The organism is Streptomyces sp. NPDC052020, assembly GCF_040680575.1.
In the GTDB taxonomy this organism is placed as follows: Bacteria; Actinomycetota; Actinomycetes; order Streptomycetales; family Streptomycetaceae; genus Streptomyces.
This window is the reverse complement of the sequence record NZ_JBFAWY010000025.1, coordinates 21,916-43,690: the sequence shown is the minus strand read 5'-3', so window position 1 is coordinate 43,690 and position 21,775 is coordinate 21,916. Positions and strand designations below refer to the sequence as shown.

Annotated in this window: 19 protein-coding genes and 2 pseudogenes; 7 read left to right on the top strand and 14 right to left on the bottom strand. The window is 69.7% G+C overall.

Features of this window, described 5'->3' with window-relative positions; genetic code table 11:
* Window positions 1-21 precede the first annotated feature (21 nt).
* The 3 genes and pseudogenes from AB0L74_RS24015 to AB0L74_RS24005 all read left to right on the top strand — a co-directional run bounded on the left by AB0L74_RS24015 (window position 22) and on the right by AB0L74_RS24005 (window position 2,751).
* The gene (locus AB0L74_RS24015; RefSeq protein ID WP_365655910.1) at window positions 22-1,551 is read left to right on the top strand and encodes a UDP-N-acetylglucosamine 1-carboxyvinyltransferase; all 1,530 of its coding nucleotides are present in this window, start codon (window positions 22-24) and stop codon (window positions 1,549-1,551) included.
* A 137-nt stretch (window positions 1,552-1,688) separates the two neighbouring features.
* Window positions 1,689-2,081: a hypothetical protein gene (locus AB0L74_RS24010; RefSeq protein WP_365655907.1), complete on the top strand. Its 393-nt coding sequence runs from the start codon at window positions 1,689-1,691 to the stop codon at window positions 2,079-2,081.
* Window positions 2,078-2,751, top strand: a pseudogene (locus AB0L74_RS24005) (nucleotidyl transferase AbiEii/AbiGii toxin family protein). Before AB0L74_RS24010 ends, AB0L74_RS24005 begins: the two are co-directional and overlap by 4 nt.
* Window positions 2,752-2,913: 162 nt before the next feature.
* Here AB0L74_RS24005 and AB0L74_RS24000 read toward each other — a convergent pair.
* Window positions 2,914-3,262 (bottom strand): annotated as a pseudogene (locus AB0L74_RS24000) (transposase); the annotation flags it as partial.
* A gap of 289 nt (window positions 3,263-3,551) precedes the next feature.
* Between AB0L74_RS24000 and AB0L74_RS23995 the strand changes: the two are divergent.
* Complete coding sequence (locus AB0L74_RS23995; protein WP_365655904.1) at window positions 3,552-5,204, top strand: Shedu anti-phage system protein SduA domain-containing protein; 1,653 nt, start codon at window positions 3,552-3,554, stop codon at window positions 5,202-5,204.
* 451 nt (window positions 5,205-5,655) lie between these two features.
* Here the strand turns inward: AB0L74_RS23995 and AB0L74_RS23990 are convergent, their stop codons facing one another.
* From AB0L74_RS23990 to AB0L74_RS23945, 10 genes are all read right to left on the bottom strand, one after another.
* Complete coding sequence (locus AB0L74_RS23990; protein ID WP_365655900.1) at window positions 5,656-6,714, bottom strand: hypothetical protein; 1,059 nt, start codon at window positions 6,712-6,714, stop codon at window positions 5,656-5,658.
* A 23-nt stretch (window positions 6,715-6,737) separates the two neighbouring features.
* Window positions 6,738-7,010, bottom strand: coding sequence for a DNA-binding protein (locus AB0L74_RS23985; protein WP_365655897.1), 273 nt, complete (start codon window positions 7,008-7,010; stop codon window positions 6,738-6,740).
* Window positions 7,007-7,735: a hypothetical protein gene (locus tag AB0L74_RS23980; RefSeq protein ID WP_365655894.1), complete on the bottom strand. Its 729-nt coding sequence runs from the start codon at window positions 7,733-7,735 to the stop codon at window positions 7,007-7,009. The genes AB0L74_RS23985 and AB0L74_RS23980 overlap by 4 nt, the downstream gene beginning before the upstream one ends.
* The gene (locus AB0L74_RS23975) at window positions 7,732-9,774 is read right to left on the bottom strand and encodes a hypothetical protein (RefSeq protein WP_365655891.1); all 2,043 of its coding nucleotides are present in this window, start codon (window positions 9,772-9,774) and stop codon (window positions 7,732-7,734) included. Before AB0L74_RS23975 ends, AB0L74_RS23980 begins: the two co-directional genes overlap by 4 nt.
* Entirely contained in the window at window positions 9,764-10,006 is a 243-nt protein-coding gene (locus tag AB0L74_RS23970; RefSeq protein ID WP_365655888.1) for an S-type pyocin domain-containing protein, read from the bottom strand. The genes AB0L74_RS23975 and AB0L74_RS23970 overlap by 11 nt, the downstream gene beginning before the upstream one ends.
* Window positions 10,007-10,232: 226 nt before the next feature.
* Window positions 10,233-11,114, bottom strand: coding sequence for a hypothetical protein (locus AB0L74_RS23965; RefSeq protein ID WP_365655885.1), 882 nt, complete (start codon window positions 11,112-11,114; stop codon window positions 10,233-10,235).
* Window positions 11,111-13,171 carry a hypothetical protein gene (locus tag AB0L74_RS23960; protein WP_365655882.1) on the bottom strand — a complete coding sequence of 687 codons (2,061 nt, stop codon included), beginning with the start codon at window positions 13,169-13,171 and terminating at the stop codon, window positions 11,111-11,113. The genes AB0L74_RS23965 and AB0L74_RS23960 overlap by 4 nt, the downstream gene beginning before the upstream one ends.
* Window positions 13,172-13,279: 108 nt before the next feature.
* Entirely contained in the window at window positions 13,280-14,203 is a 924-nt protein-coding gene (locus tag AB0L74_RS23955; protein WP_365655879.1) for a hypothetical protein, read from the bottom strand.
* A gap of 149 nt (window positions 14,204-14,352) precedes the next feature.
* On the bottom strand, window positions 14,353-15,009 hold the full coding sequence (locus AB0L74_RS23950) for a Crp/Fnr family transcriptional regulator (RefSeq protein WP_365655876.1): 657 nt from the start codon (window positions 15,007-15,009) through the stop codon (window positions 14,353-14,355).
* 308 nt (window positions 15,010-15,317) lie between these two features.
* Complete coding sequence (locus AB0L74_RS23945; RefSeq protein ID WP_365655873.1) at window positions 15,318-16,271, bottom strand: LysR family transcriptional regulator; 954 nt, start codon at window positions 16,269-16,271, stop codon at window positions 15,318-15,320.
* A 103-nt stretch (window positions 16,272-16,374) separates the two neighbouring features.
* Between AB0L74_RS23945 and AB0L74_RS23940 the strand changes: the two genes are divergently transcribed.
* Window positions 16,375-16,740, top strand: coding sequence for a nuclear transport factor 2 family protein (locus AB0L74_RS23940; RefSeq protein WP_365655867.1), 366 nt, complete (start codon window positions 16,375-16,377; stop codon window positions 16,738-16,740).
* 136 nt (window positions 16,741-16,876) lie between these two features.
* On the opposite strand, the gene AB0L74_RS23935 is transcribed toward AB0L74_RS23940, so the two are convergent.
* From AB0L74_RS23935 to AB0L74_RS23925, 3 genes are all read right to left on the bottom strand, one after another.
* Window positions 16,877-17,323, bottom strand: coding sequence for a DUF6299 family protein (locus AB0L74_RS23935; protein ID WP_365655864.1), 447 nt, complete (start codon window positions 17,321-17,323; stop codon window positions 16,877-16,879).
* Between the two features lie 175 nt (window positions 17,324-17,498).
* Window positions 17,499-17,897 (bottom strand): RidA family protein, encoded by a 399-nt coding sequence (locus tag AB0L74_RS23930; RefSeq protein WP_365655861.1) that lies wholly within the window; start codon window positions 17,895-17,897, stop codon window positions 17,499-17,501.
* On the bottom strand, window positions 17,894-19,036 hold the full coding sequence (locus AB0L74_RS23925) for an acyl-CoA dehydrogenase (protein ID WP_365655858.1): 1,143 nt from the start codon (window positions 19,034-19,036) through the stop codon (window positions 17,894-17,896). The genes AB0L74_RS23930 and AB0L74_RS23925 overlap by 4 nt, the downstream gene beginning before the upstream one ends.
* Before the next feature lie 189 nt (window positions 19,037-19,225).
* Here AB0L74_RS23925 and AB0L74_RS23920 point away from each other — a divergent pair, with 189 nt between their 5' ends.
* Both AB0L74_RS23920 and AB0L74_RS23915 read left to right on the top strand, forming a co-directional pair.
* A complete protein-coding gene (locus tag AB0L74_RS23920) occupies window positions 19,226-20,845 on the top strand; it encodes an AMP-binding protein (protein WP_365655855.1) in 1,620 nt (539 codons plus the stop codon).
* Window positions 20,846-20,870: 25 nt separating this feature from the next.
* The gene (locus AB0L74_RS23915) at window positions 20,871-21,713 is read left to right on the top strand and encodes a PaaX family transcriptional regulator C-terminal domain-containing protein (RefSeq protein WP_365655852.1); all 843 of its coding nucleotides are present in this window, start codon (window positions 20,871-20,873) and stop codon (window positions 21,711-21,713) included.
* The last annotated feature ends 62 nt before the right edge of the window (window positions 21,714-21,775 follow it).

Sequence of the window (21,775 nt, the reverse complement as noted above, 5' to 3'; positions counted from 1 at the left end):
ATCTGAGATAGCCTCAACCTCATGGCAGACGACTACCTCGTACGCATCGGCAAGCTCATCCGTGACGCCCGGCAGCACCGAGGCTGGACCCAGTCACAGCTCGCCGAGGCGCTCGGTACCAGCCAGAGCGCCGTGAACCGCATCGAGCGCGGCAACCAGAACATCAGCCTTGAGATGATCGCTCGCATCGGTGAAGCACTGGACAGCGAAATCGTCTCCCTGGGCTACGCGGGCCCGATGCACCTGCGGGTGGTCGGCGGCCGCCGGCTGTCCGGCGCCATCGATGTGAAGACGAGCAAGAACGCGTGTGTGGCCCTGCTGTGCGCCTCGCTGCTCAACAAGGGGCGCACGGTACTGCGCCGGGTGGCCCGCATCGAGGAGGTGTACCGCCTCCTGGAGGTGCTGAACTCCATCGGCGTGCGCACCCGCTGGATCAACGGCGGTGTCGACCTGGAGATCGTGCCGCCCAGCGAGCTGGACATGGCGGCCATCGACGCCGACGCCGCGGTGCGCACCCGGTCCATCATCATGTTCTTCGGCCCGCTCCTGCACCGCATGGACCGCTTCAAGCTGCCCTACGCCGGCGGCTGCGACCTCGGCACCCGGACCATCGAGCCGCACATGATCGCGCTGCGCCGCTTCGGCCTGGACATCGCCGCGACCGAGGGCCAGTACCACGCGGTCGTCGACCGCTCGGTCAGCCCCGACCGCCCGATCGTGCTGACCGAGCGCGGGGACACGGTCACCGAGAACGCGCTGCTGGCCGCCGCCCGCCACGACGGCGTCACCGTCATCCGCAACGCCTCCTCCAACTACATGGTCCAGGACCTGTGCTTCTTCCTGGAGGCGCTCGGCGTCAAGGTCGAGGGCATCGGCACCACCACCCTCACCGTGCACGGCGTGCCGGACATCGACGTCGACGTGGACTACTCCCCCTCCGAGGACCCGGTCGAGGCGATGAGCCTGCTGGCCGCCGCCGTGGTCACCGAGTCGGAGCTGACGGTGCGCCGGGTGCCGATCGAGTTCCTGGAGATCGAGCTGGCGGTCCTGGAGGAGATGGGCCTCGACCACGACCGCACACCCGAGTACGTCGCCGACAACGGCCGCACCCGGCTGGTGGACCTCACCGTCCGGCCCTCCAAGCTGGAGGCGCCGATCGACAAGATCCACCCGATGCCGTTCCCCGGCCTGAACATCGACAACGTCCCGTTCTTCGCGGCGATCGCGGCGGTCGCCCAGGGCAAGACCCTCATCCACGACTGGGTCTACGACAACCGGGCCATCTACCTGACCGACCTCAACCGCCTCGGCGGCCGGCTCCAGCTCCTGGACCCGCACCGGGTCCTGGTCGAGGGCCCGACCCGCTGGCGCGCCGCCGAGATGATGTGCCCGCCCGCCCTGCGCCCCGCCGTGGTCGTCCTGCTGGCGATGATGGCGGCCGAGGGCACGTCCGTCCTGCGCAACGTGTACGTCATCAACCGCGGCTACGAGGACCTGGCGGAACGCCTGAACTCGATCGGGGCGCAGATCGAGACGTTCCGGGATATCTGAAAGCTCTGCGAAAACCACCCTCGACCCCCTCCTGGCCTGCATCACTGCCAGGCGAGAGGGGGTTGCGGTGGCGGTCTCTGGGACTTTTCTGGGCCTTCCGGCCGCGAGCGAAGGCTTCCGGCCGCCACAATGGAGACGTGTCCTTCAGCCCGCAGTACTCCGCACCCACTCCGAGGGACGTCTCGGGCGCGGACGCCGAGGACCTCGCGCTGTACCGGGAGAAGTTCCGCCGCCGTCTGCCGCAGTCGCTGGACGAGCTGCACGGGTCGGCCCACGGTGTCGTGGCTCTGCCGCTGCACCTGGCCTGGTCCGGGATGTCCTCATACGACCTGGACAAGCCGCGCTGGCGTATGGGCCTGTACCGCACCGTCCTCCACGAGGGACTGCACGACGACCTGCCCCGCTACCTCAACCAGGACCTGCTCATCCCGCTGTGGCCGGTGCTGCGCACCCTCGTCGGTCGCAGCGTGCGCGCCGTATGGGAAGACGCCTTCCCCCAGCTCGCCTCCCGCACCCGAGCAGCCACATGACGGACATGCCGGAGCTGCATACGCGGCCCTGGCGGATGTGATCGCGCTCGGTTCCCCGTATCCACTGGTCCTCACCGGTGGATACGCCGTGCGGGCACACCGTCTCGTGCACCGCCCCAGCCAGGACCTCGACGTCGCCACCGAGAACCCGGCTCCCATGGCCGACATCGCCGCCACGCTCCGCGCCGACCTGGAAGCCCGCGGCTGGAAGATGCATGTGCTGACCGCCCCGCTGTCCGCCCGCTTCACCGTGTGCGACCCGGCCACTGGGCAGGAATGCGAAGTCGACATCCTCAAGGAGATCCTCTGGCGGCCGGTCGCCCAGAGCCCGTACGGGCCCGTCCTCGCGGAGGAGGACGTGATCGGGACCAAGGTCCGCGCCCTCGCCGACCGCGGAGCGCCCCGCGACCTGATCGACGTGTTCGCGGCCTCCCGGCGCTGGACCAATGCCGAGCTCGAGGAGTTCGGCCGCCGCCACGCCCGCGGCCGCTTCGAGCGCGAGGAACTGCAGGCGAACCTCACAGGCGCCGAGTGGACCGATGACGAAGCCTTCGCCGCCTATGGGCTCGGTGACGCCGCCATCACCGCTCTCCGCTCCTGGGCGGCGGAGTGGGCCGACGACCTCGCGGCCCGTCTCCTCGAAGAGGCCGATGATCCGGGCATCGACTGACCAAGACCGGATGACATCCCATCTGAAAGCGATCAGAGCGAGAGCCGAGGTGAGTAGGGGGACAGTCCCACACACCCATATCGGACGTGCCAACCCGTCTCGGGCTTGAGCAACCTCTTTGCCCGTCAGCGGGAGGACATAAGGCAGCTCCCGCTCTCCCAAGCCGGTCCGGAAGGGGATATTGACCCCGTATCCGGCGTCGGCGACCACGACCGGTGCCTTCAGCCGCCAGTCGGCGAGCGTGTCGAGCAGGCCGCGCGCGAGACGTCATTTTCTCCTGGTGACCGGTGCCGTCCGGGACTCCGGCTCCGCGGCAGCGGTCCGGCTCGTCCGTCCATTCCCGAGGCAGATCAACTGCCACTGCAGCGGGCACGAGGCGGCGTCGGCGGCGGCATGGTCACTGACCGCGACCTGGCAGTTCGCCCGTTTCCCGAGCGACCCGCAACTGGCGGGCCGCCCCGACCGACGCGGTTCCGCATTTGGGGAACGACACATCGTCGATCACGCACACCTCGGGGCGGATCACCGCGGACAGGCGCTCGGCGAACCGCCGCCGCACGGCAGCGGTCCCATGGCGACTGATTCACGAACTGCTGCAGGGCCTGCACCTCCTCTGGACCTGGGCATCGGTACCGGGCTCCATCCGGTCGCTGGTGAGCTGTCCGTAGACGCCACGGCAGTTCCCGGCTTCGCTTCGGCCGCCCCGTAGCAGTCATCCCGAGGCCACTGTCGGTGGCCCCCCTTGTCAGTGTCATCCGGCATGCTGATGCGGGACCGGCAGGAGTACGTCGGAGGGGAATATGAAGTACTGGGTGATGAAAGCGGGGCACAAGTCCTCCGCATACGACTCCGCGCAAAACTTGGAGAGCTGGGATCCGACCTTCCGCGTCACTGCACCCCGCGAGGCCGACACGGGGGATCGCGTCCTGCTGTGGCGCGGCGGGAGGGGAGGCGGCCTGGTTGCCATCGGGGAAGTCGTGAGTACCGCTGAACTGACGACCACCGAAATTAACTTGTGGAAGTTGCGCACCCGCAGGAAGAAAGACAACGCCGCCACGGAGCAAGCTCCCGTCAGGGCAACCGTCCGCTTCGGACGTCTCATGCTGTCCGCCCCGGTCTCGGTCGATTCGTTGGGGAGGGCCGACCTCGGTCATGTTGCGCAGCGCGCGCGGGCCAAGGAGCCGGACATCGACCTCACTTCCGTCGGTCTCACCGATCGACAATGGCTGGATCTGGCACGTCTCGCCGAGGAGGCGCAGTCGCCGACGGAATGGCCGGCCAGATGGAACATACCGCCGGGCTCCATCGTGAAGCGAGCGGAACTACACGAGGTGTACGGCGGGAACCCGCTGGTCTCGGTCTCCTCCAGCGGAAAGACGCCGAATGTTTTCTTGTTTCTGAAGCCCGGCGAGCAGGGTGACTTCGGACTCCAGTGGGACGGCTCCATCCTGAGAGCCCCTGGACACGGACAGCACTGGAACCATCCATCGTTGGAAAACTTGGCGGCCCTGACCCACCAGCGGTGTGGAGTACCGCTGCGAGTATTCATGTTTCACAAGTCCGAGTGTCTCTACATCGGAGAATTCGCTATCGATGAAAAGAATCCGATAGAAGACTGGATGGTGATCGGGGAACGGTCACTTCCATACGCCACCGACATAATCCATAGAATCCGAAAGCCGATCTTTCGACTGCGCCAACTGAGTGGCATGCCGCCTGACACGTGTTGCAAGGCAACGTTCGAGGGCGCGCCCAGGACAAGCATCCGACTGCATGTGTTGAGCAATCAACCTGCGGATGTACTGATCCGTGGATTGATGACCGCTCTGGAACGCAGTCCGGAAGCCGCCGCATCCCTGGGGGAGATGGACGAGGTCCAGTTTCTCGCTTCCGCCCTGCAGAGAGCTCGCAGGCAGAGAGATCTAGACGACCTGAGGGCGGCGGTTGAAGATCATAAGAGCCAGGAAGGCGATTTGCAGAAGTTGATCCAGCGCATGACATGGATCTTCGGAGGGGAATTCCTCCCGGGCACGGCTCGCAGAAATCTGACCCAGCGAGATGAACTCGATCTGGCGCTGCTCCGGCCCGACGGCAGCCTGCACGGCGTCGAACTGAAGCGTGCCACCATCGAGAAACTCGTGATCGCACATCGCAGCCATATGATCCCAGGCCCCAAAGTTCACGAGGCTGTATGCCAAGCAGCAAACTATCTGCGCGAGCTCGATGAGAATCGAGCCCAGATCCTTGCAAGCCTGGGAGTCGACTGCCGAAGGGCCTCGATGACCGTTGTGATCGGTCACAATAAATTCGTGACCACCAAGGCAACCGCGAAGGAGGTGAACGAGACAATACGCACATACAACTCGATCCACTCCCGGGTAACTGTGATCACGTACGACCAGTTGGTCGACAACGCGCAACGGACTCTCGATCTCACAGTCCCGCCACGCTGAGGGACATGAGGCCGTAACGGCGGCAGGGCATTCCCGGTGATCCGGCCCGGCAGTCGGCCGTCGAGGCAGTCGGCCAAGAGTGCTTGGCGTCGACGCGCGTGGTGACACACACCACCCTCGTCGACGACCTCATCGCCGGCGCGCCAAGGACAACGGCCAGGCCGGCCTGGTCCTGCACAGCGCCGTCCGCGACAACCTGACCCTGTCCGGTCTTCGGCTCGGCACCAAGACGCTGGGCACCATCCCCCGCAAGAGCGCCAAGGACGCCGACCGGAGCCATCGACGTCCCCGTCATCTTGCGCTCCGGAGATGTCCTGCACGCCGACGAGGACAGCATCGTCCTCCGTCCCGGCCAGACCTGACCGCACGCTGGGGCAGCCGGAGGCGGAGAAGCAGCGGGGGGCTCCAGGAGTGCCTCCTGGAGCCCCCCAAGGGCCCGGCCCCTGACGGTTCAGGACACCTTCAGTGCCACAGCCAGGCCCCGCAGTTCTTCCAGCACGGAAACGCTCTGGAAGATGGTCTGGAGGGACGTGCTGATCCGCCGGGCGGGACGGCGTAGCTGACGGCTGGAGGCACCGAACAGGTTGATCATGGCCATCACCTCCTGGAAGGAGCCCGCCGCGGCCTGTACCTCCCAGGGAGCCATGGCAACCTGCTCCAGCACCCCGTCCGCGCCCTCCGGCCACTCGCTGCGCGGCGTGCTGCCCGCCCACTCCAGGAACGCCCGGAACGCGACGATGCTGGCCCCCATGCGCTCCGCGAAGCGTTCGGCCGCTGCCGCCAAGTCGTCGGCCGGCCCGTCGATGGCTTTGGCCATGCGGTTGACCACGGCCATCTTCGTGCTCATCGAAGCCCCGGGGTGGCTGACCCGGGTCATGTCCTCGCCGATCAGCGCCATCATCTCCCCCAGGTCGGTCATGGCGGACTCGACATCGGCCATGTCACCGGAGATGGCTTCCAGCTGCGCCTCTGCTTCGACGACCAGATCGAACAGACCGGGGGCGTCCTCGTCCTCCTCGGCGGCGGACTCCACGCTGGGCCGGGGGATCGAATCCATGGGCAGAGACGGGGCACTGTCCCGGCGCACCGTCTCCGCCAGCGCATTCGTGAGTTGTTGCCGGGCGGTGACGGTGTCGGCGGTGTGTGAGGGGAACGGGATCCGGGGCGTCGTCGTTCCGGGGCCCGGAAACCGGTCGGTTCCCTCCGTGACATGGACGGTGCACCGGCCGAGGGCATGCCGCATTCCGAGCCCGAAGGAGAACTCCGCGTCGGTTCCGCTGAGGTCGGCGACGACGACGTCCACTTCGGTGACCATGCGCAGCAGGTGGTCCATGGGCAAGCCGGCCTCTGTGAGCCTGTCGGCTCGCAGGAAGGTGAGACCGAGCTGTTCACATACGGGGCGGACGATGTCCTCATAGAGGACGGTGGACCGGTTCCGCTCCTCCGGAAGGCGTTGACCGGCAGGGCCGGTGATGGTCGTCGTCCCGCAGATGGCAAGGCAGGTGGGCATGGAAGCTCCTTCACGGGTGGAAGTCAGTCGAAGAGAGTGAGTGCCACTCCGTCGGCGACCTCGTCGGCGAAGACCGGGCGCTCCTCGATGCCCAGCGCACGCAGGAGGTCCACGGTCAGCACCCGGTGGCGCCAGCCGACCCGGACCGTGGGGCAAGGGAAGGTTCCCTGGGCCACCAGCCGGTAGGCGGTGCCCAGGCACATGCCGAACGCCCTGGCCGCCGTTCGCAGATCGACACTGACCGGAAGGTTGAAGATCTCGCGGAAGGTGAGGGGTGTCTCGACGCGGTCGGTCATCCGCTCCTCCCTACGCGCCGCAGGGAGATCTTGGCGACCTGGCGGCCCCGGCCCGAGTAACCGACGCTCGTGGCCGTGTCGGCCACGCCCCAGGTCCGCGCCAGCGCGCCGAGCCGTACCCCTTCGACTCGGTGAGCGGGAACCATGATCCGTACCGTGGCGGAGAGCCCGGGACGGCGCGGGATGGGGTCGTAGTCTGCCTGCCAGTAACCTTCCGTGTCCGTTTCGATGGGGGCACCGCCGACGCTGTCCACGTCGTCCACGGCCTTCTCAAGGCGAGGCTTGCTCCATACCTTCCACGCCCGCGAACAGGCTGAGCGCAACACCCCACCGCCGGGGTCGGGGTCATGAGCGCCGAGCTCCGCCAGCGCTTCGAGGTAGCAGGTGACGAGTTCGGCCTCGACGTCTCCTCGTTCGGCGCGGAAACGCCGAGTGATCTTGAAAGCGGTACCGCGAAGTCCCGGGAGCCCCAACCACACGACCGCCGTCGGCCAGTGGGACCCATCGGTGTCGAAGTGGACGCGCTCCGCGATCTGTCGCCACAGAGCCGCACGTGCCGCGGGGCACACGGAACGGTCGTACAGCAATTGGCGGGCCCGTACCAGGGCCAGAGGAACGCCGGCTTCTTCCGACCCGTCGAAGAGGCGTAACGGAGGCGTCGGATCGCTGCCGGCGAACTGACGCTCGACGGCCGCGAAGATGCCGGAGTGAGGGGGAAGTGTCATCGGTCCTCCTGCTCGACGGTGTTCGGGGCCGGGGTTTCGCTGCGCCACACAGCCAGCGCTCGCGCCGCCGGCTCCTTGCCGGGCATCGTGTCCGGGCCCCTGTCGACGGCCAGGAGCCAGCGAAGGAATCCGGGCTGCCGAGCGGCCACCAAGCCGTCGAGTAGCTCGCTCAGGGCCCGAGCCTGGTGCTCCGCGCCGTCCGCCTCCGAGCACCAGGCGAGGAGGGCATCCCGCATGGCCAAGAAGGTGGCCGACTCGTTCAGGGCATGTCCTGCCAGCCGCACCGTCCTCGATGCCACCTCGGCGTCGGTGAGGATCCGGTCGCTCCACCAGGCGAGGTCCGTGCTCGCCATCATGGGAAAGGTGAGGGCCGTCAGCAGGCTGGGGACGCCGTCGGACTCCGTCCAGTCGCACATCCGGCACAGGAGGGTTGTCCTGGCTCTGGAGTCGCCGGTTTCGAAGCGCTGCACCAGCGCTGCCGCGGTGACGGCGACGACGGACAGGTTGTCCTCGTCGTCATCCAGTGTCTCCATGAGACATTGCAGCAACCTCAGGGCTTGCTCTTCAGTGAGCCGACCGCGGTCCGAGTGGCAGGCGTATGCCACTGCCTTGCGCAGCCGCGCCTCCGTCGTGGCACTCCACTGTTCGAGCAGGCCGGTCGCTGTCCGTGCCGCTGCCGGGTCCTGAACGGCCGTTCCCAGGCACCACGCGGCCACCTCGGGGGCCGGGAACGACGAGGCCGACGCCAGGTCGCGCAGGTGTTCCATGGACCGTCCACCTGACGCCACCGCCATGGCGGCGACCGCCCGGCCGGCCCGTTCGATCTGGTCCGCTTCATGGCCGGGACCGGCGAGCCAGGTGTGCAGCAAGGGCAGGAGATGCGTGTGATCACGGCACAGGACCTCCCACACGGCCTCGCTCACGGCGGGCCAGAAAAAGGACACCGTGTCCGTGGCCCCCTCACCTGAGCGCTGCACACGGTGCGCACCGAGGAGCCGCAAGGTCTCGGACAACGGCCGCTCACGGGCATCGCCGACCGAGTGACCGTGCGGACGCCGCACGACGGGTTTCTGCTCCCCGCCCGTCTCCACCAGTCGCAGCAGGTCCCCGGCCCGCTCCGTCACGACGCTGTGATGCAGCCCTCCATAGACGCTGATGGAGAGCAGGTGGGCGAGGAGAGCGGGATCCGCCTGGGCCCGGGCGACGGCTTCGGAGCCCTCTGCCTGGGCCAAGTGGCGCAAGACCTCGGCGCCGGAGGCTCCGCCCTCGACGCCCAGCCGCAGTACGGCTTCCGCTGCCTGTGCCGCGTGGCGGGGCGGAAGTCCCTCGGGCAACAGTTCATCGAGCCGGCCTGGTTCCAGGACCCGCAGCCACCTGGCGCACGCGTCCTCGTCGGAGCAGCCATCCGAGAGATGGGCGGTGAAGACCTTCCACGGGTCCGGTGGCCGGTGGCGCACGACCGGCATGCCCAGGTGGTCCTCCAAGGCGCCGGCCAGTCCGGGGGCATCCGCCAGCACGATGACCAGACGCGCCCCCGCCTCGGCCAAGGGTGCCTCCAGGCGGGACAGATCCCATGCGCGGAGTGCGAACGGGTCCGGGGGTTCCATCACCACGTATCCGTGTACGCCCTGGGCCCGCGGCCCCCACCGGGTGAGGTTGACGGCCCCGTCCACCTGGACGAGCACGGGTTCCTCGATGCCGTGAGCCAGCAGGTTGAGGGCGTGCGTCTCACGCCCGGTCCCCGGCTCTCCGAGGAGCACGGCGATACCGGAGTCGAGCGCGGCGAGCGCGTCCTCGAAGCAAGGCGGCGGCGCGAAACGCCGTCTCGCCGTCTTCAGGTACTTGGCCCGTACGGGGCCTTGCCGCATCGGTCCCGTGGCCGTGCCGCTCTCCGTGGAGGCGGGCACCAGTTGCCGTTGTCCGCCCGTCACCAGGCCGTTGTTGATGATGCCGTGTGGAGCTACGACCACCATCTCCCGGCCGGCCAGGGCTGCTGCGAGAGCGTCGAGGTCGCCGGACTGGGGAATCTCAGATGTCATCGTCGGCTCCTCCGTCGGAGTGGCCGGAAAGCTCGATGGTGGTGACATGCTGGCCACCGTGGACGGTGCCGGTGTTGATGATCCCGCGTTCGGCGGTCAGGACCATCGCGGGGGGAGCTTCCGCCTCACAGCCGGTATCCGGGGCCGCGCGGCGGTCGGCCACCGCCTCGGTGGCCTCCCGCACCCGACGGAACGCAAGGACATTCTCGGTACGGTTTTCTTCTGCTCGCATGTCGCCCTTCAATGCTCTGAACGCCCTGAAGGTTGATCGGGCGCCCGCCTCTTGGACGAATCGAGAGTCCCGCATATCCGTCTGCGTGTAAGGTCCCGAGGCCCAGAAATCGAGTGAGGCAAGTCACATTCTAAAAGGCCCTGTGGGACGCCCTGCACAAAAGAGCGGGTGTGCTACCCGAAGGCAGCGCACCCGCCGATGATTCGCTTCACGTGTATGACTGAGGTCAAAACCCGTCAGGGACTGGGCGCCCGAGCGCGGATATGCGGTCGCGCAGGAGATAGGAAATCTCTTTGCGTTCCTGATCGGTCAGCGTGCCCAGCAGCACGGCCAATTCCTCCTGCCAGTCACTGCGCGGAGGGCTCAGCAGATCCTGGTGATCGACCGCCCAGTCCAGCACCTGGCGCACCTGGTCAGGATGCCTGAGCAGCCAGAGCGCCGCCAGCGACACCGGCCCGGCGTGGAGCGCCTGCAGACAAAACTCGTACTCGCCGCGACGGCTGGTCGTCCAGGAGTAGCGGACTCCCTCACCTTCCTCCCGACCGATGCGCAGTTCCTCACCGGTCTCCCGGAGCCGGACGTCGAACACCCGGTAGCTCAGGCCCGTTTCCTCCAGGCGCTGCGGCATGCCGAGTTGCTGCATGATCTCCGGGGCGCCCAGCCCATTGCCGGCCGCTGCCTGAGCCTCGGCCAAGTGGTGCAGAGTGCTGGTGAGATGGGTTCGCACCGCGTGCCAGCCGTGCACGGTCCTCGTGCGCACGACCCGCACGGGATCGTGGACCCACCAGGAGACCCACAGATCCACCGACTCCGTCCCGTACACCGTGGGGAGACCGACCGCCCGTGTGTCCACGTGCTCCGTCGCGTCCACCCGGAAGACATCGGTGTAGCTTCCGCCCAGGCCGGGTGTGGCGGCTTCGTCCGGCACCGGCACGTGGGCCCCGGTGTCGTCCGGGTCCCCACGGCGGCCAAGGAGGAAGTAGTCCCCGGCCGCGTCCTTGAGCACCAGCGACCAGTCCCTCGCCGGGGACCAGCGATGACTGAGGATTTCCCGCCAGGGTGGTCTGACGGTCCGGAAGTAGAGACGTTCGGTGGACTCGTCACTCACGCTGCCTCCCACTGTTCGCCGGTACGCCACCTGTTGAGCGAAGCCCGCGCCGTCTCCAGCCCGGCCCAACCGTCCGCACCCTTTTCGTTCATTTCCACGAACAGGCGAAACTCGCCGGACTGCATGGAACGAGCCAAGGCGGCGAACAGGTTCTCCACGGCCCGGAACAGTGTTTCGTCCCACCGCCCCCAGTCGGCCCAGCGCAGTAATGCCGCACAGGCCGCCTCGAACGAACTCTCCGCGTTCAATGCGTGGCGGATCATTTCGACTATCTGCCCCGATTCCGGGGCCTCATCGGCGAGTTTGCGCACGAACCACTGCGGGGATTGCAGCAACTGGCCGAACAGCGAGAGCAGCTGCTGCCGGTCACCTTGTTCCGTTCCCAGCCACTCGACACATCGGCTGAACACCTCCGCCTCGTGACCGGCCTGGAACAGGCTCAGGATGGCCACCCGCACGGCCAGCAGGACTTTGTCGTCGTCCGCATGCCCCTCCTCGTCACGACGGCCCCGCGCACCGCGGAGAAGATCGTGCAGGAGTTGCAGAGCCAGATCCGGACGTGCCAGTCCGAACTCCGCACCGCAGGCGTACGCCACCGTCGTCCTCAGGCGGAAGTCGGCAGCCAGGCTCCACCGCCGTAGGCGATAACGCACCTCCGCGACCATTACGGGGTCCTCAGCCGCGATGCCGAGCGCGTTCGCCGCGATGAGACGGCTGGTCATGCGCTCCGACTCGGCGAGAGCCTGGATGTGCCGCAATGCGCGTCGGCCGCCTCCCCAGCTCGCAGCCCTGCCCATGAACCGGCCTGCCGACCAGGCGAGTTCGCTGGAGCGCTTCACTTCCCGCAACCACTCGACCAGGAGTTCCGACAACTGTCCGTACTCACGCCACACGTGCCTGAGCACTGCCTCGGCCTGCCGGTGCCGGACGAACACGACCGCCTCAACACTGTGCGCGTAGGTTCCCTCGGCGCGGATCTCGCGTTCCTGCCGGACAGCGCGGACGGCATGCAGCAGTTCCGTCAGGGAACGCCGGAAGACGAAATCCGGGTTGGGTCGCTCGGTCTTTTCGGCTCCTTGAGAGTCAGTCCCCGGCAGCACGGCCGTCAGACGGCCTTCGGACAGCTTCAGCAACCGGTCGGCTTCCTCCCTGACAAGTCGGTGGTCCAATCCCTCGTAGACGCAGGCGGCCAGCAAGAAGGCCAGGGCGTCCGGGTCACCTCGCAGTTGCTCCATGAGTCCGGGAACTTCCCGCTCGGCTCGGTAGCTCAGCCGCGCCCCCAGGTCACCGAGGGCGTTCGGGTCGCCATCGGCCGTCACGATGGCCGTGACCAGCTCCACCACTTCGGCCGGTACCAGCTCCGGGACCAACAGGTCGCCCAGCTCATGGCGCTGATGCAGCGCTGACAGCAGGCGCTCCCGCTCCCGCTGATCGGGAACCACCGCTTCGAAATGACTGCCGAACACCATGGCGGGGGGCGGTGGTACGCACACGGTGGGACTGACGTGGAGGTCCTGTTCCAGGCGGCGCAGCAGGGTCGCGTCATCAGGCAGCACGATCACCATGTGTGCCTTCGCCTTCTTCAGCAGCGAGCGCACGTGCCCCAGGACACCGGGGCCGAGCGGCCGGGACGGGAACAGCCCGTCCATCAGATAACCACGCGCCGACGCATCGGTGGGCTGCCAGCGGTCCAGTTGGGTGACGCTGTCCAGTGCCCGCAGCGGGGCCCCTTGCCCGCAGCATTCGCGCAGCAGGTTGAGCGCCGCGGTGCGGCGACCGGATCCCGGCCGCCCGACCAGGAACAGCGGCCCTTGCTTCAACTCCTCAAGCGCCGTGCCAAACCAGTCGGGTCGCGCGTACCCGAAGGCCGCGGCCCGGACTTCCGCCTCCGGGACGGGCCCCTCACGCACTCTGCCTTCCCGCAGCCTTCGACCTTCATGGGCCGACCCGTTGTGGACACGTTGACCGCCGTGGACGGTGCCGGCGTTGAGGTTCGCGTTCGGGGCGTAGACAAACGGGCCCGGAGCCCTCGCGGCGCCGCCGATGGCGTCGATCAACTCGGAGACGTCGGGCTCGGCCTCCGTACGGGGCGGCTGGTCATCGGGCGGGAGCTCCGGCCCGGCCGTTGGGGGACCGGGCAGTTCTGCCGGCCGCGTCGTCCCGGGTCACTGCCGCCCCTGGTACTTGTTGCCGCGCACCTGGTCTCCCTGGAAACCGCGGACACGGCCGGCCTTGTTGCCTCCGACGTGATCACCGGCAACATGGTGGTTGCTCACACTCTGTCCGCCGTGGACGGTGCCGGTGTTGATGTTGCCGTGGGGGGCGCTGTTCTTCACACGAGGAGTCTGTGTGTCGTCGCGCTCGAGCGAACGGATGTCTTCCTGTACCGGCTCCTGAGCCGCGTCGCCATTCGCGGGCTCTTCGTACAGCGGCCCGGACGGCTGGGGCACGTAGATCCAGGCCCGTTGGGAGAACCCCTTGCCGTCGACCGTCGCGGCCACCTCCACGAAGTGGTCCCGGTGGCGCCCGGTGTACCCACTGGCGACCGCGTCTTCGTAACAGCGCTCGGAGAGGATGGCCGCGACGTGGGTGATGTTCTCCTTGTGGGAGGCCAGCACGGCCTTGACGGGGCGCGAGTCCAGCAGACGGTGGGTGTCGTTGCGCGCTGTCCCGTTGCCGCTGAACTCGTCTCCGGTGTCGGGCAACGGGCCGACGTGCAGGCTGACTCGAAGCCTGATGGGCACCGCCCCGTAGGACAGGATGTTGTAGTCGGTGAGTACGTCCTGCAGCATGAGCAGCAGCGGATGGATGACGAAGGGCATGCGTGTGGGGTCGAACCCGAAGACGTAACCGTCGCCGGTCGAGGCCGGGAAAAGACGGTCGTTCCACAGGTCCCGCAGTTCCGCCCTGGACAGTGCGGTCTTGAGGAGTTCGGGGACGACACGGCTGACGGCTTCGTGCTCGATCGCCGGGCGTCCCGTGAAGTCCTTGGCATCCACGGCCAGGATGCCCCGGTAGGGAGGCAGCGGACGGCTGCGGGTGTACGAACCGGCGATCGGCTGGGGCAGTTCGCTGTTGAACTCGCGCATGTCACTCCTCTGTGAAGCCCGCCTGGCCCCCTCGGGGACCGGGCGGGGACGCTCGTGCGTGTGGTGTCACGCGTTTCGAGCCTCACAGTGCGCGCGCGGGTTTTCCGTTCCGCAGACCCAGACGACGAGTGACGTGGGACACACCGCACTCACGCGTCATCGTGACCGGCGATCGTCTCGCGCAGCTTTTCCACACTGATCACGTCGATCCGGCTCTTCCCCGCCTTCACCTGGTCGGGCCCGAGCCATTCCAGCGCCTTGCTGACGGCCTTGCGGCCCACGCCGATGTGCTGAGCCAGCTCCTCCCTGGTGAGAGAGAAGGACTCCTGTCCGCCGGAGACCTCGACCAGGCGAAGCAGGGTCATGGCGAGGCGTTCGTGCACAGCTCCTTCATGGACCTCCGTCTGCTCCCGCAGTCGATTACTGGCCATCACCGCGAGCGGATAGGCCAGCCGGTGTTCACGTACGAAACGCTGGAATTCCTCTGAGGAGACGACGGATGCTTTGCACTTGCTCATCGCCCATACGCTAGCCAGCCGCACACCCCCGCACTGGGCCGCCATCTCCCCCAGAATCTCGCCGGGCCCACGGAAGGCGAGCAACCGCTGCCGCCCCTCACGGTCGGTTCGGACGACCTTCACCAACCCGCTGACCAGTATGAATACATCAGTTTCCGTGTCTCCCTGCTTCAGCAGCGCTACACCCGGCGAGTAGGTCCGCGGCGGGCGACACGCCAGCCCCGCCCACTCCTTCTGTGGCGTCGAAGGGTGACGAGACGGCCTCGAGGGAAGGAAGTCTTCGCTCATGCGATCACGCTAACGGAGGAACCCCGCGAGCAAGTGCGGAATTCCATATTCCGCACTTGCAGGACTGCAAAGAGGCCGAAACTTTTCCATGCGGCGAAAACCATTCACGGCAGCTCGTCGCTCATCGTCGTCCGTCGCAAGAGTCCGGTCGTACCCCGCACGCTCCTCATCTGACGCCACCCACGCCACTGCTCCACAGTCGGCTGGAGGCGTTCATCACCACCGTGACAACAGGGGCCCGGACGGACGGCGGAAGGCTGGTCGCGTGGGCCCGGTGGCGGCCTAGCGGGCGCTGGCAAGGGATGTGGTCACCCCGTGGCCGCCTCGCCGCCGGTCAGGGGGCCGGCGAAGGAGTCGGTCAGAGGGCCGGCGAAGGAGTCGGCCAGGGGCCCAGTGAAGGCGCGGCCGCAGTGGAGCAGCAGTTCGCGCAGGGCCGGGCTCTTGGCCGGCGCGGAGACCAGGGCCAGGACTCCGGGGATGTCGGCGTCCGCGAGGGCCACGGACCGCAGGGCGTCGTGGCCGGTGGTCATCGACGCGGACAGGACGGCGGCGCCCAGGCCGCGGGCGGCCAGGTCGAGTACGGCGTCCGGGGCGCTCGCCTCCAGGAAGACGGACGGGGTCAGGCCGCGCGCCGCGGCGGTCCGCTCGAGCACCGTTCGGACGCCGGTGCCCCGCGGCAGGCAGACGATCGGGTGGGCGCACAGCTCGGCGAGGGTGGCCTCGGCGCGTCCGGCCAGCGGATGGCCGGGCGGCACCGCCGCCGCGATCGGCTCGCTGACGATCTGCCGGCCGTCCAGGTCCTCGGGCGGCCGGCCGGCGGCGCCGATCAGGGCCAGGTCGACGCTCCCCTCGCGGACCCGCTCCACGAGCCGGTCGGAGTCGTCCTCCACCAGGCTGATCTCCACCCCGGGGTGGGCGCGGTGGAACCCGGACAGCGCGTCGAAGAGCGGGGTGACGGTGCACGCCCTGACCATGCCCACCACGACTCTGCCCCGGACCAGCCCGTTCATCTCGTCGACGGCCCGGCGCAGCGCCTCCGCCGCGGCCAGCACCCCACGCGCGTGGTCGCGTACGACCTCGCCGACCGCGGTCAGCTCGGCCCGGCGGCCGGACCGGTCGACGAGCGTGGCCCCCAGATCGCCCTCCAGCTGGCGTATCCGGGCGCTGATGCCGGGCTGGCTGATGTGCACCCGCTCGGCGGCCCGGGTGAAGTTGCGCTCCTCGGCGACGGCCAGGAAGTACGCCAGCTGCCTCAGTTCCATAACTGAAGGTTCTCATGCCGATCAGGACAATCGCTTGGACTTATCAGTCGAGGGCGTCGGAGACTCGTGGGGTCCGCAGGATGAGCACAGGAGAGGGACAGCCGTGTCGCTTCAGGAGAAGGCCATGCAGCCGGAGGATCTCACCCGCCTCTTCGTCGAGCGCGCCAACGCCGGTGACGCCGCCGGTCTCGCCGCCCTGTACGAGGAGGAGGCGGTGATGGCCTATCCGCCCGGCGGCGTCACGGTGGGCCGGGAGAACATTCGCAAGCTGTTCGAGAAGATGCTGGCCCAGGCGCCGCGTTTCGAGCCGGAGCCGCCGCTTCCGACGCTGGTCCGGGGCGATATCGCCCTGACGTCGACTCCTCCCTCGGACGGTGCGGGCGCGCGTGCGCAGGTGGTCCGGCGCCAGCCCGACGGGAGCTGGCTGCGCGTCATCGACCAGCCGGAGTTCCGTACGCCGCGCGGCTGAGGCGTCCGTCACCAGAACCTGGCCGGCGCACCCCCAGGACGCGACCGGCGTGCCTCCAGGGCCCGGCCTGCGCGCCCCCGACCACGCCCGCCTGGTGACGCCCTGGCGGGCGGGGGCCGCAAAGGCGCGGAACGGTTCAGGCCGTGGGCGCTGTGTCCGCGACGAGGGTGATGTCCTGGTCGTGCGTCGCGTGGAAGGAGGGCAGCGGCAGGATGCCGAAGGGGCGCAGTTCCGTCACGGTGGCCTGGACACGGGCCGTGCCGGGCTTCATCGAGGCCGGGGAGAGCCTGGCGGAGTTGACCCAGCGCCGCTCCACGCCGTCGCACACGGCGCGGGTGCCGCCGACGCTGTACCGCGTGGTCGAGGAGCCCTGCGCCACGGAGGAGCTGACGAACACCAGGCCGGTGCTGCCGGTGCAGCGGTAGGTGCCGGAGAGGGTGATGGTGCCGTCGGCGGCGATACGGCCCGTGGGGTCGACGGTGACGGAGTCGGCCGGGACCGCGGAGGCGGCACCGGCGGCGGGGGCCGCCGTCAGGAGCAGGGCGGCGCTGGCCGCCGCGGCGAGGACGGGACGTACGGGCATGGAAGGACCTCCCGGAGATGGGGGACGGGGTTCCCGTGGGGGCTTCCACTGGTACCCGGCCGGTGGTCCGGCGGCCGTGATCCTCACCCCTTCGGTGGCGAGTCCGCGTCGGCCGGCCGGGTGGGCACCCCGCTGTCCCGGCCGGAAGGGCCAGGGGTACGGTCCCGATCACGCCTCAGGCCAGGACCGCGAACCCGTCGAGCTCCACCATCGCCCGCTCGTCCCACAGGCGTACGACCTGTACGACCGCCATGGCCGGGTAGTCCCGCCCCGCCAGCCGCCGCCAGACGCGGCCCAGCTCACGGGCGTGGGCGCGGTAGGCGGCGAGGTCGGTGGCGTAGACGGTGACGCGGGCCAGGTCGGCGGAGGTGCCGCCGGCCGCGCTCAGGGCGGCGAGGAGGTTGGCGAGGGCCTTCGCGAACTGTTCGGGAAGGGTGTCGCCGGTGATCTCGCCGCCCGCGTCGAGGGCGGTCTGGCCGGCCAGGAAGACGATCCGGGAGCCGGTGGCGACGACGGCGTGGGAGAAGCCGGCGGGCGGGGCGAGGCCGGCGGGGTCGAGACGCTCGGCGGTCACGGTGCCTCCGGGGTGGCGTACAGCTCCTTGGCGATGATGCCGCGCTGGACCTCGCTCGCCCCTTCGTAGATGCGGGGGGCGCGCACCTCGCGGTAGAGGTGTTCCAGCGGGTGGCCCCGTTGCAGCGCCCGCGCGCCGTGCAGCTGGACGGCCGCGTCGACGACGTACTGCGCGGTCTCGGTGGCCAGCAGCTTGGCCATCGCCGAGCGGCGCGGCACGTCCGGGGCGCCCTGGTCGTACGCCGTGGCCGCCGCGTACACCATCAGGCGGGCGGCCTCGGTGCGCAGGGCCATCTCGGCCACCCGGTGGGACACGGCCTGAAGGTCCCTCAGCTTGCCGCCGAAGGCGTCCCGCCGGGCGGTGTGCGCGACGGTGGCGTCCAGGGCGGCCTGGGCCATGCCGACCGCGAAGGCGCCGACGCTGGGGCGGAACAGGTTGAGGGTGTGCATGGCGACGCGGAAGCCGCGGCCGGGCTCGCCGAGCAGGTCGGCGGCGGTCACGGGGACGGCGTCGAACGTCAGCGTCCCGATGGGGTGCGGGGAGAGCATGTCGAGCGGGGTACCGGTGAGGCCGGGGCGGCCGGCGGGGACGAGGAAGGCGGTGACGCCCTTGTCGCCCGCCCCGGGGGTGGTGCGGGCGAAGACGGTGTAGAGGTCGGCCTCGGGGGCGTTGGAGATCCAGCGCTTCTCCCCGGTGAGCCGCCAGCGGGTGGTCTCGCCCCCGGCTACGCCCTCCGGCTCCGCCCGCAGGGTCAGCGCCGCCGCGTCCGATCCCGCTCCGGGCTCGCTGAGCGCGAAGGCGGCCACCGCGCTGCCCTCGGCCACCCGCGGCAGCCAGCGGGCGCGCTGTTCCCCGGTGCCGTAGGCGTGGACGGGGTGGGCGCCCAGGCCCTGGAGGGCGAGGGCCGTCTCGGCCTCCGTGCAGGCGCGCGCCAGGGACTCGCGCATCAGGCACAGGTCGAGGGCGCCGGAGGTGAAAAGCCGCCGCAGCAGCCCTAGCCGGCCGAGCTCGGTGAGGAGGGGCCGGTTGACGCGGCCGGGAGGGCCCTGCCGCGCGAGCGGGCCGAGCCGCTCCGCGGCCAGGGCGCGCAACTCGCCGCACCAGGAGGTCTGTTCCGGTTCGAGCGAGAAAGCGGGCATCGCCGGTCCTCTCTCCCCGCGGCCTGGCCGGCCGCTGCCGTCTGGCCCGCGGCCGTGCGGCGGCCGCCCGTACGACCGTATCGCGTTCCGTTGACTGCCGTCACCAAGCCGATACGCTCGGGGGGCGAGCCCACCACCGAGGCCGCCAGGCACGGGGACAACCCCGCCCAGGCAAGGGGGCGCACCGTCATGATCACCTCGGCTCATGTCGACACCTTCGCGCGCGACCACCTCCCGCCCGCCGAGCAGTGGCCCGAGCTCCGCCTCGACCTCCCGGAGCTGCGCTACCCGGACCGGCTGAACTGCGCCGCCGAACTGCTGACCGGCCCGCCGGGCGACCGCCCTGCCTTCCGCACCGGCACCGGGGCCGTGTGGACCTACGGCGAGCTGCGCGCCCGCGTCGACCGGATCGCCCACCTGCTCACCGGCGACCTCGGCGTGGTGCCCGGCAACCGGGTGCTGCTGCGCGGCCCCACCACGCCCTGGCTGGCCGCCTGCTGGCTGGCGGTGCTGAAGGCGGGCGCGGTCGCCGTCACCGTGCTGGCCCAGCAGCGCCCGCACGAGCTGCGCCAGATCTGCGGGATCGCGCGTGTCCGGCACGCGCTGTGCGACGTCCGGGCGCTCGACGGCCTGGCCGGGGCGGAGATCCCGGGGCTGCGGATCACGGCCTTCGGCGGACAGGCCCCCGACGACCTGCTGAACCGTCCGGCGCCCGGCACGCCGTACCCGGCACTGGCCACGGCGGCGGACGACGTGGCGCTGATCGCGTTCACCTCGGGCACCACCGGCCGGCCCAAGGGGTGCATGCACTTCCACCGGGATGTGCTGGCGATCGCCGACACCTTCTCCCGGCAGGTGCTGAGGCCGCACCGGGACGACCTGTTCGCGGGCAGCCCTCCGCTCGGCTTCACCTTCGGGCTGGGCGGGCTGGTGGTCTTCCCGCTGCGGGCGGGGGCCGGTGCGCTGCTGCTGGAACGGGCCACGCCCGCGCGGCTGCTGCCCGCGATCGCCGAGCACCGGGTGTCGGTGCTGTTCACCGCGCCGACCGCCTACCGCGCGATGCTCGGCGAACTGGACGCGTACGACGTCTCCTCGCTGCGGCGCTGCGTCTCGGCCGGCGAGAACCTGCCCGCGGCCACCTGGCGGGCCTGGTACGAGCGCACGGGCCTGCGCCTGATCAACGGCATCGGCGCCACCGAGTTGCTGCACATCTTCATCTCGGCGGCCGACGGCGCCATACGGCCGGGCACGACGGGTGTAGCGGTGCCGGGGTGGCAGGCGCGCGTGCAGGACGGGAACGGCGCTCCCGTGCCCGACGGGGAGCCCGGACTGCTGGCGGTGCGCGGGCCGGTCGGCTGCCGGTACCTCGCCGATCCGCGCCAGCGGGAGTACGTGCGCGACGGCTGGAACATCACCGGGGACACCTATGTCCGCGAGCCCGACGGCTACTTCCGCTATGTCGCCCGCGCCGACGACATGATCGTCTCCGCCGGGTACAACATCGCGGGGCCGGAGGTGGAGGACGCGCTGCTGCGCCACCCGGACGTGGTGGAGGCGGCGGTGGTGGGCCGGCCCGACGAGGCGCGCGGGCGGATCGTCGTGGCGTACACCGTGCTGAGGGAGGGCGCCGAGCGGGACGCCGAGGCGCTGCGGGCCTTCGTGATGTCGGAGCTGGCGCCGTACAAGTGCCCCCGCGCGTTCGTCTTCCTGGACGCGCTGCCGCGCACGGCGACCGGCAAGCTCCAGCGGTTCAAACTGCGCGACGACGGGGTACCGGAGGGCGAACGGCTCCGCCCACACCCGGGGTGACCAGCACCGATGCCGACGACCTAAGATGATCAACGTGTCCGAGCAGCACGCGCAGCACGCCCCGAGGTCCCTGATCGTCACGTTCTACGGCGCGTACGGCCGGCACGTGCCGGGCCCGGTGCCCGTCGCGGAGCTGATCCGGCTGCTGGCCGCGGTGGGGGTGGACGCGCCGTCCGTGCGGTCGTCGGTGTCCCGGCTCAAGCGGCGCGGGCTGCTGCTGCCGGCCCGCACGGAACAGGGTGCCGCCGGATACGAGCTGTCCGCTTCGGCCCGGCAGTTGCTCGACGACGGCGACCGGCGCGTCTACGCCGCGGCGCCGCCCGGGGACGAGGGCTGGGTGCTGGCGGTGTTCTCCGTTCCGGAGTCGGAGCGGCAGAAGCGGCATGTGCTGCGCTCGCGGCTGGCCGGACTCGGTTTCGGCACCGCCGCGCCCGGGGTGTGGATCGCCCCGGCCCGCCTGTACGAGGAGACGCGGCACGCTCTGGAGCGGCTGGGCCTGGACGGGTACGTGGATCTCTTCCGCGGTGAGCACCTGGGCTTCACGCCGACGGCCCGGGCGGTGGCCCGCTGGTGGGACCTGGAGGCGATCGCCGCGGAGCACGAGGCCTTCCTCGACCGCCATGAGCGGGTGCTGGAGAGCTGGCGGCGGCGCGCGGACACCCCGCCGGAGGACGCCTACCGCGACTACCTCCTGGCCCTGGACTCCTGGCGCCATCTGCCCTACACCGACCCCGGGCTGCCCGCGCGCCTGCTGCCGGCGGACTGGCCGGGCGCGCGTTCGGCGGCCGTCTTCCGCGCGCTGCACGAGCGGCTGCGCGACGCGGGCGCGGTCTACGCCGGTCTGCCACCGCGGCCGGACGGTCCGTGAGCCGCGTCACGTCCCGCGGCGATAAGCCAGCCTTCAAGAAGCTCCCACCGTCTTCTCAGGTT

Coding starts and splice junctions, on each gene's coding strand:
- AB0L74_RS23985 (WP_365655897.1), bottom strand. CDS start 7,010: ATGACCGACCGCGTCGAGACACCCCTCACCTTCCGCGAGATCTTCAAC.
- AB0L74_RS23945 (WP_365655873.1), bottom strand. CDS start 16,271: ATGGAACTGAGGCAGCTGGCGTACTTCCTGGCCGTCGCCGAGGAGCGC.
- AB0L74_RS23970 (WP_365655888.1), bottom strand. CDS start 10,006: ATGCGAGCAGAAGAAAACCGTACCGAGAATGTCCTTGCGTTCCGTCGG.
- AB0L74_RS23975 (WP_365655891.1), bottom strand. CDS start 9,774: ATGACATCTGAGATTCCCCAGTCCGGCGACCTCGACGCTCTCGCAGCA.
- AB0L74_RS23915 (WP_365655852.1), top strand. CDS start 20,871: ATGATCAACGTGTCCGAGCAGCACGCGCAGCACGCCCCGAGGTCCCTG.
- AB0L74_RS23980 (WP_365655894.1), bottom strand. CDS start 7,735: ATGACACTTCCCCCTCACTCCGGCATCTTCGCGGCCGTCGAGCGTCAG.
- AB0L74_RS23995 (WP_365655904.1), top strand. CDS start 3,552: ATGAAGTACTGGGTGATGAAAGCGGGGCACAAGTCCTCCGCATACGAC.
- AB0L74_RS23990 (WP_365655900.1), bottom strand. CDS start 6,714: ATGCCCACCTGCCTTGCCATCTGCGGGACGACGACCATCACCGGCCCT.
- AB0L74_RS23950 (WP_365655876.1), bottom strand. CDS start 15,009: ATGAGCGAAGACTTCCTTCCCTCGAGGCCGTCTCGTCACCCTTCGACG.
- AB0L74_RS24015 (WP_365655910.1), top strand. CDS start 22: ATGGCAGACGACTACCTCGTACGCATCGGCAAGCTCATCCGTGACGCC.
- AB0L74_RS23935 (WP_365655864.1), bottom strand. CDS start 17,323: ATGCCCGTACGTCCCGTCCTCGCCGCGGCGGCCAGCGCCGCCCTGCTC.
- AB0L74_RS23925 (WP_365655858.1), bottom strand. CDS start 19,036: ATGCCCGCTTTCTCGCTCGAACCGGAACAGACCTCCTGGTGCGGCGAG.
- AB0L74_RS23955 (WP_365655879.1), bottom strand. CDS start 14,203: ATGCGCGAGTTCAACAGCGAACTGCCCCAGCCGATCGCCGGTTCGTAC.
- AB0L74_RS23920 (WP_365655855.1), top strand. CDS start 19,226: ATGATCACCTCGGCTCATGTCGACACCTTCGCGCGCGACCACCTCCCG.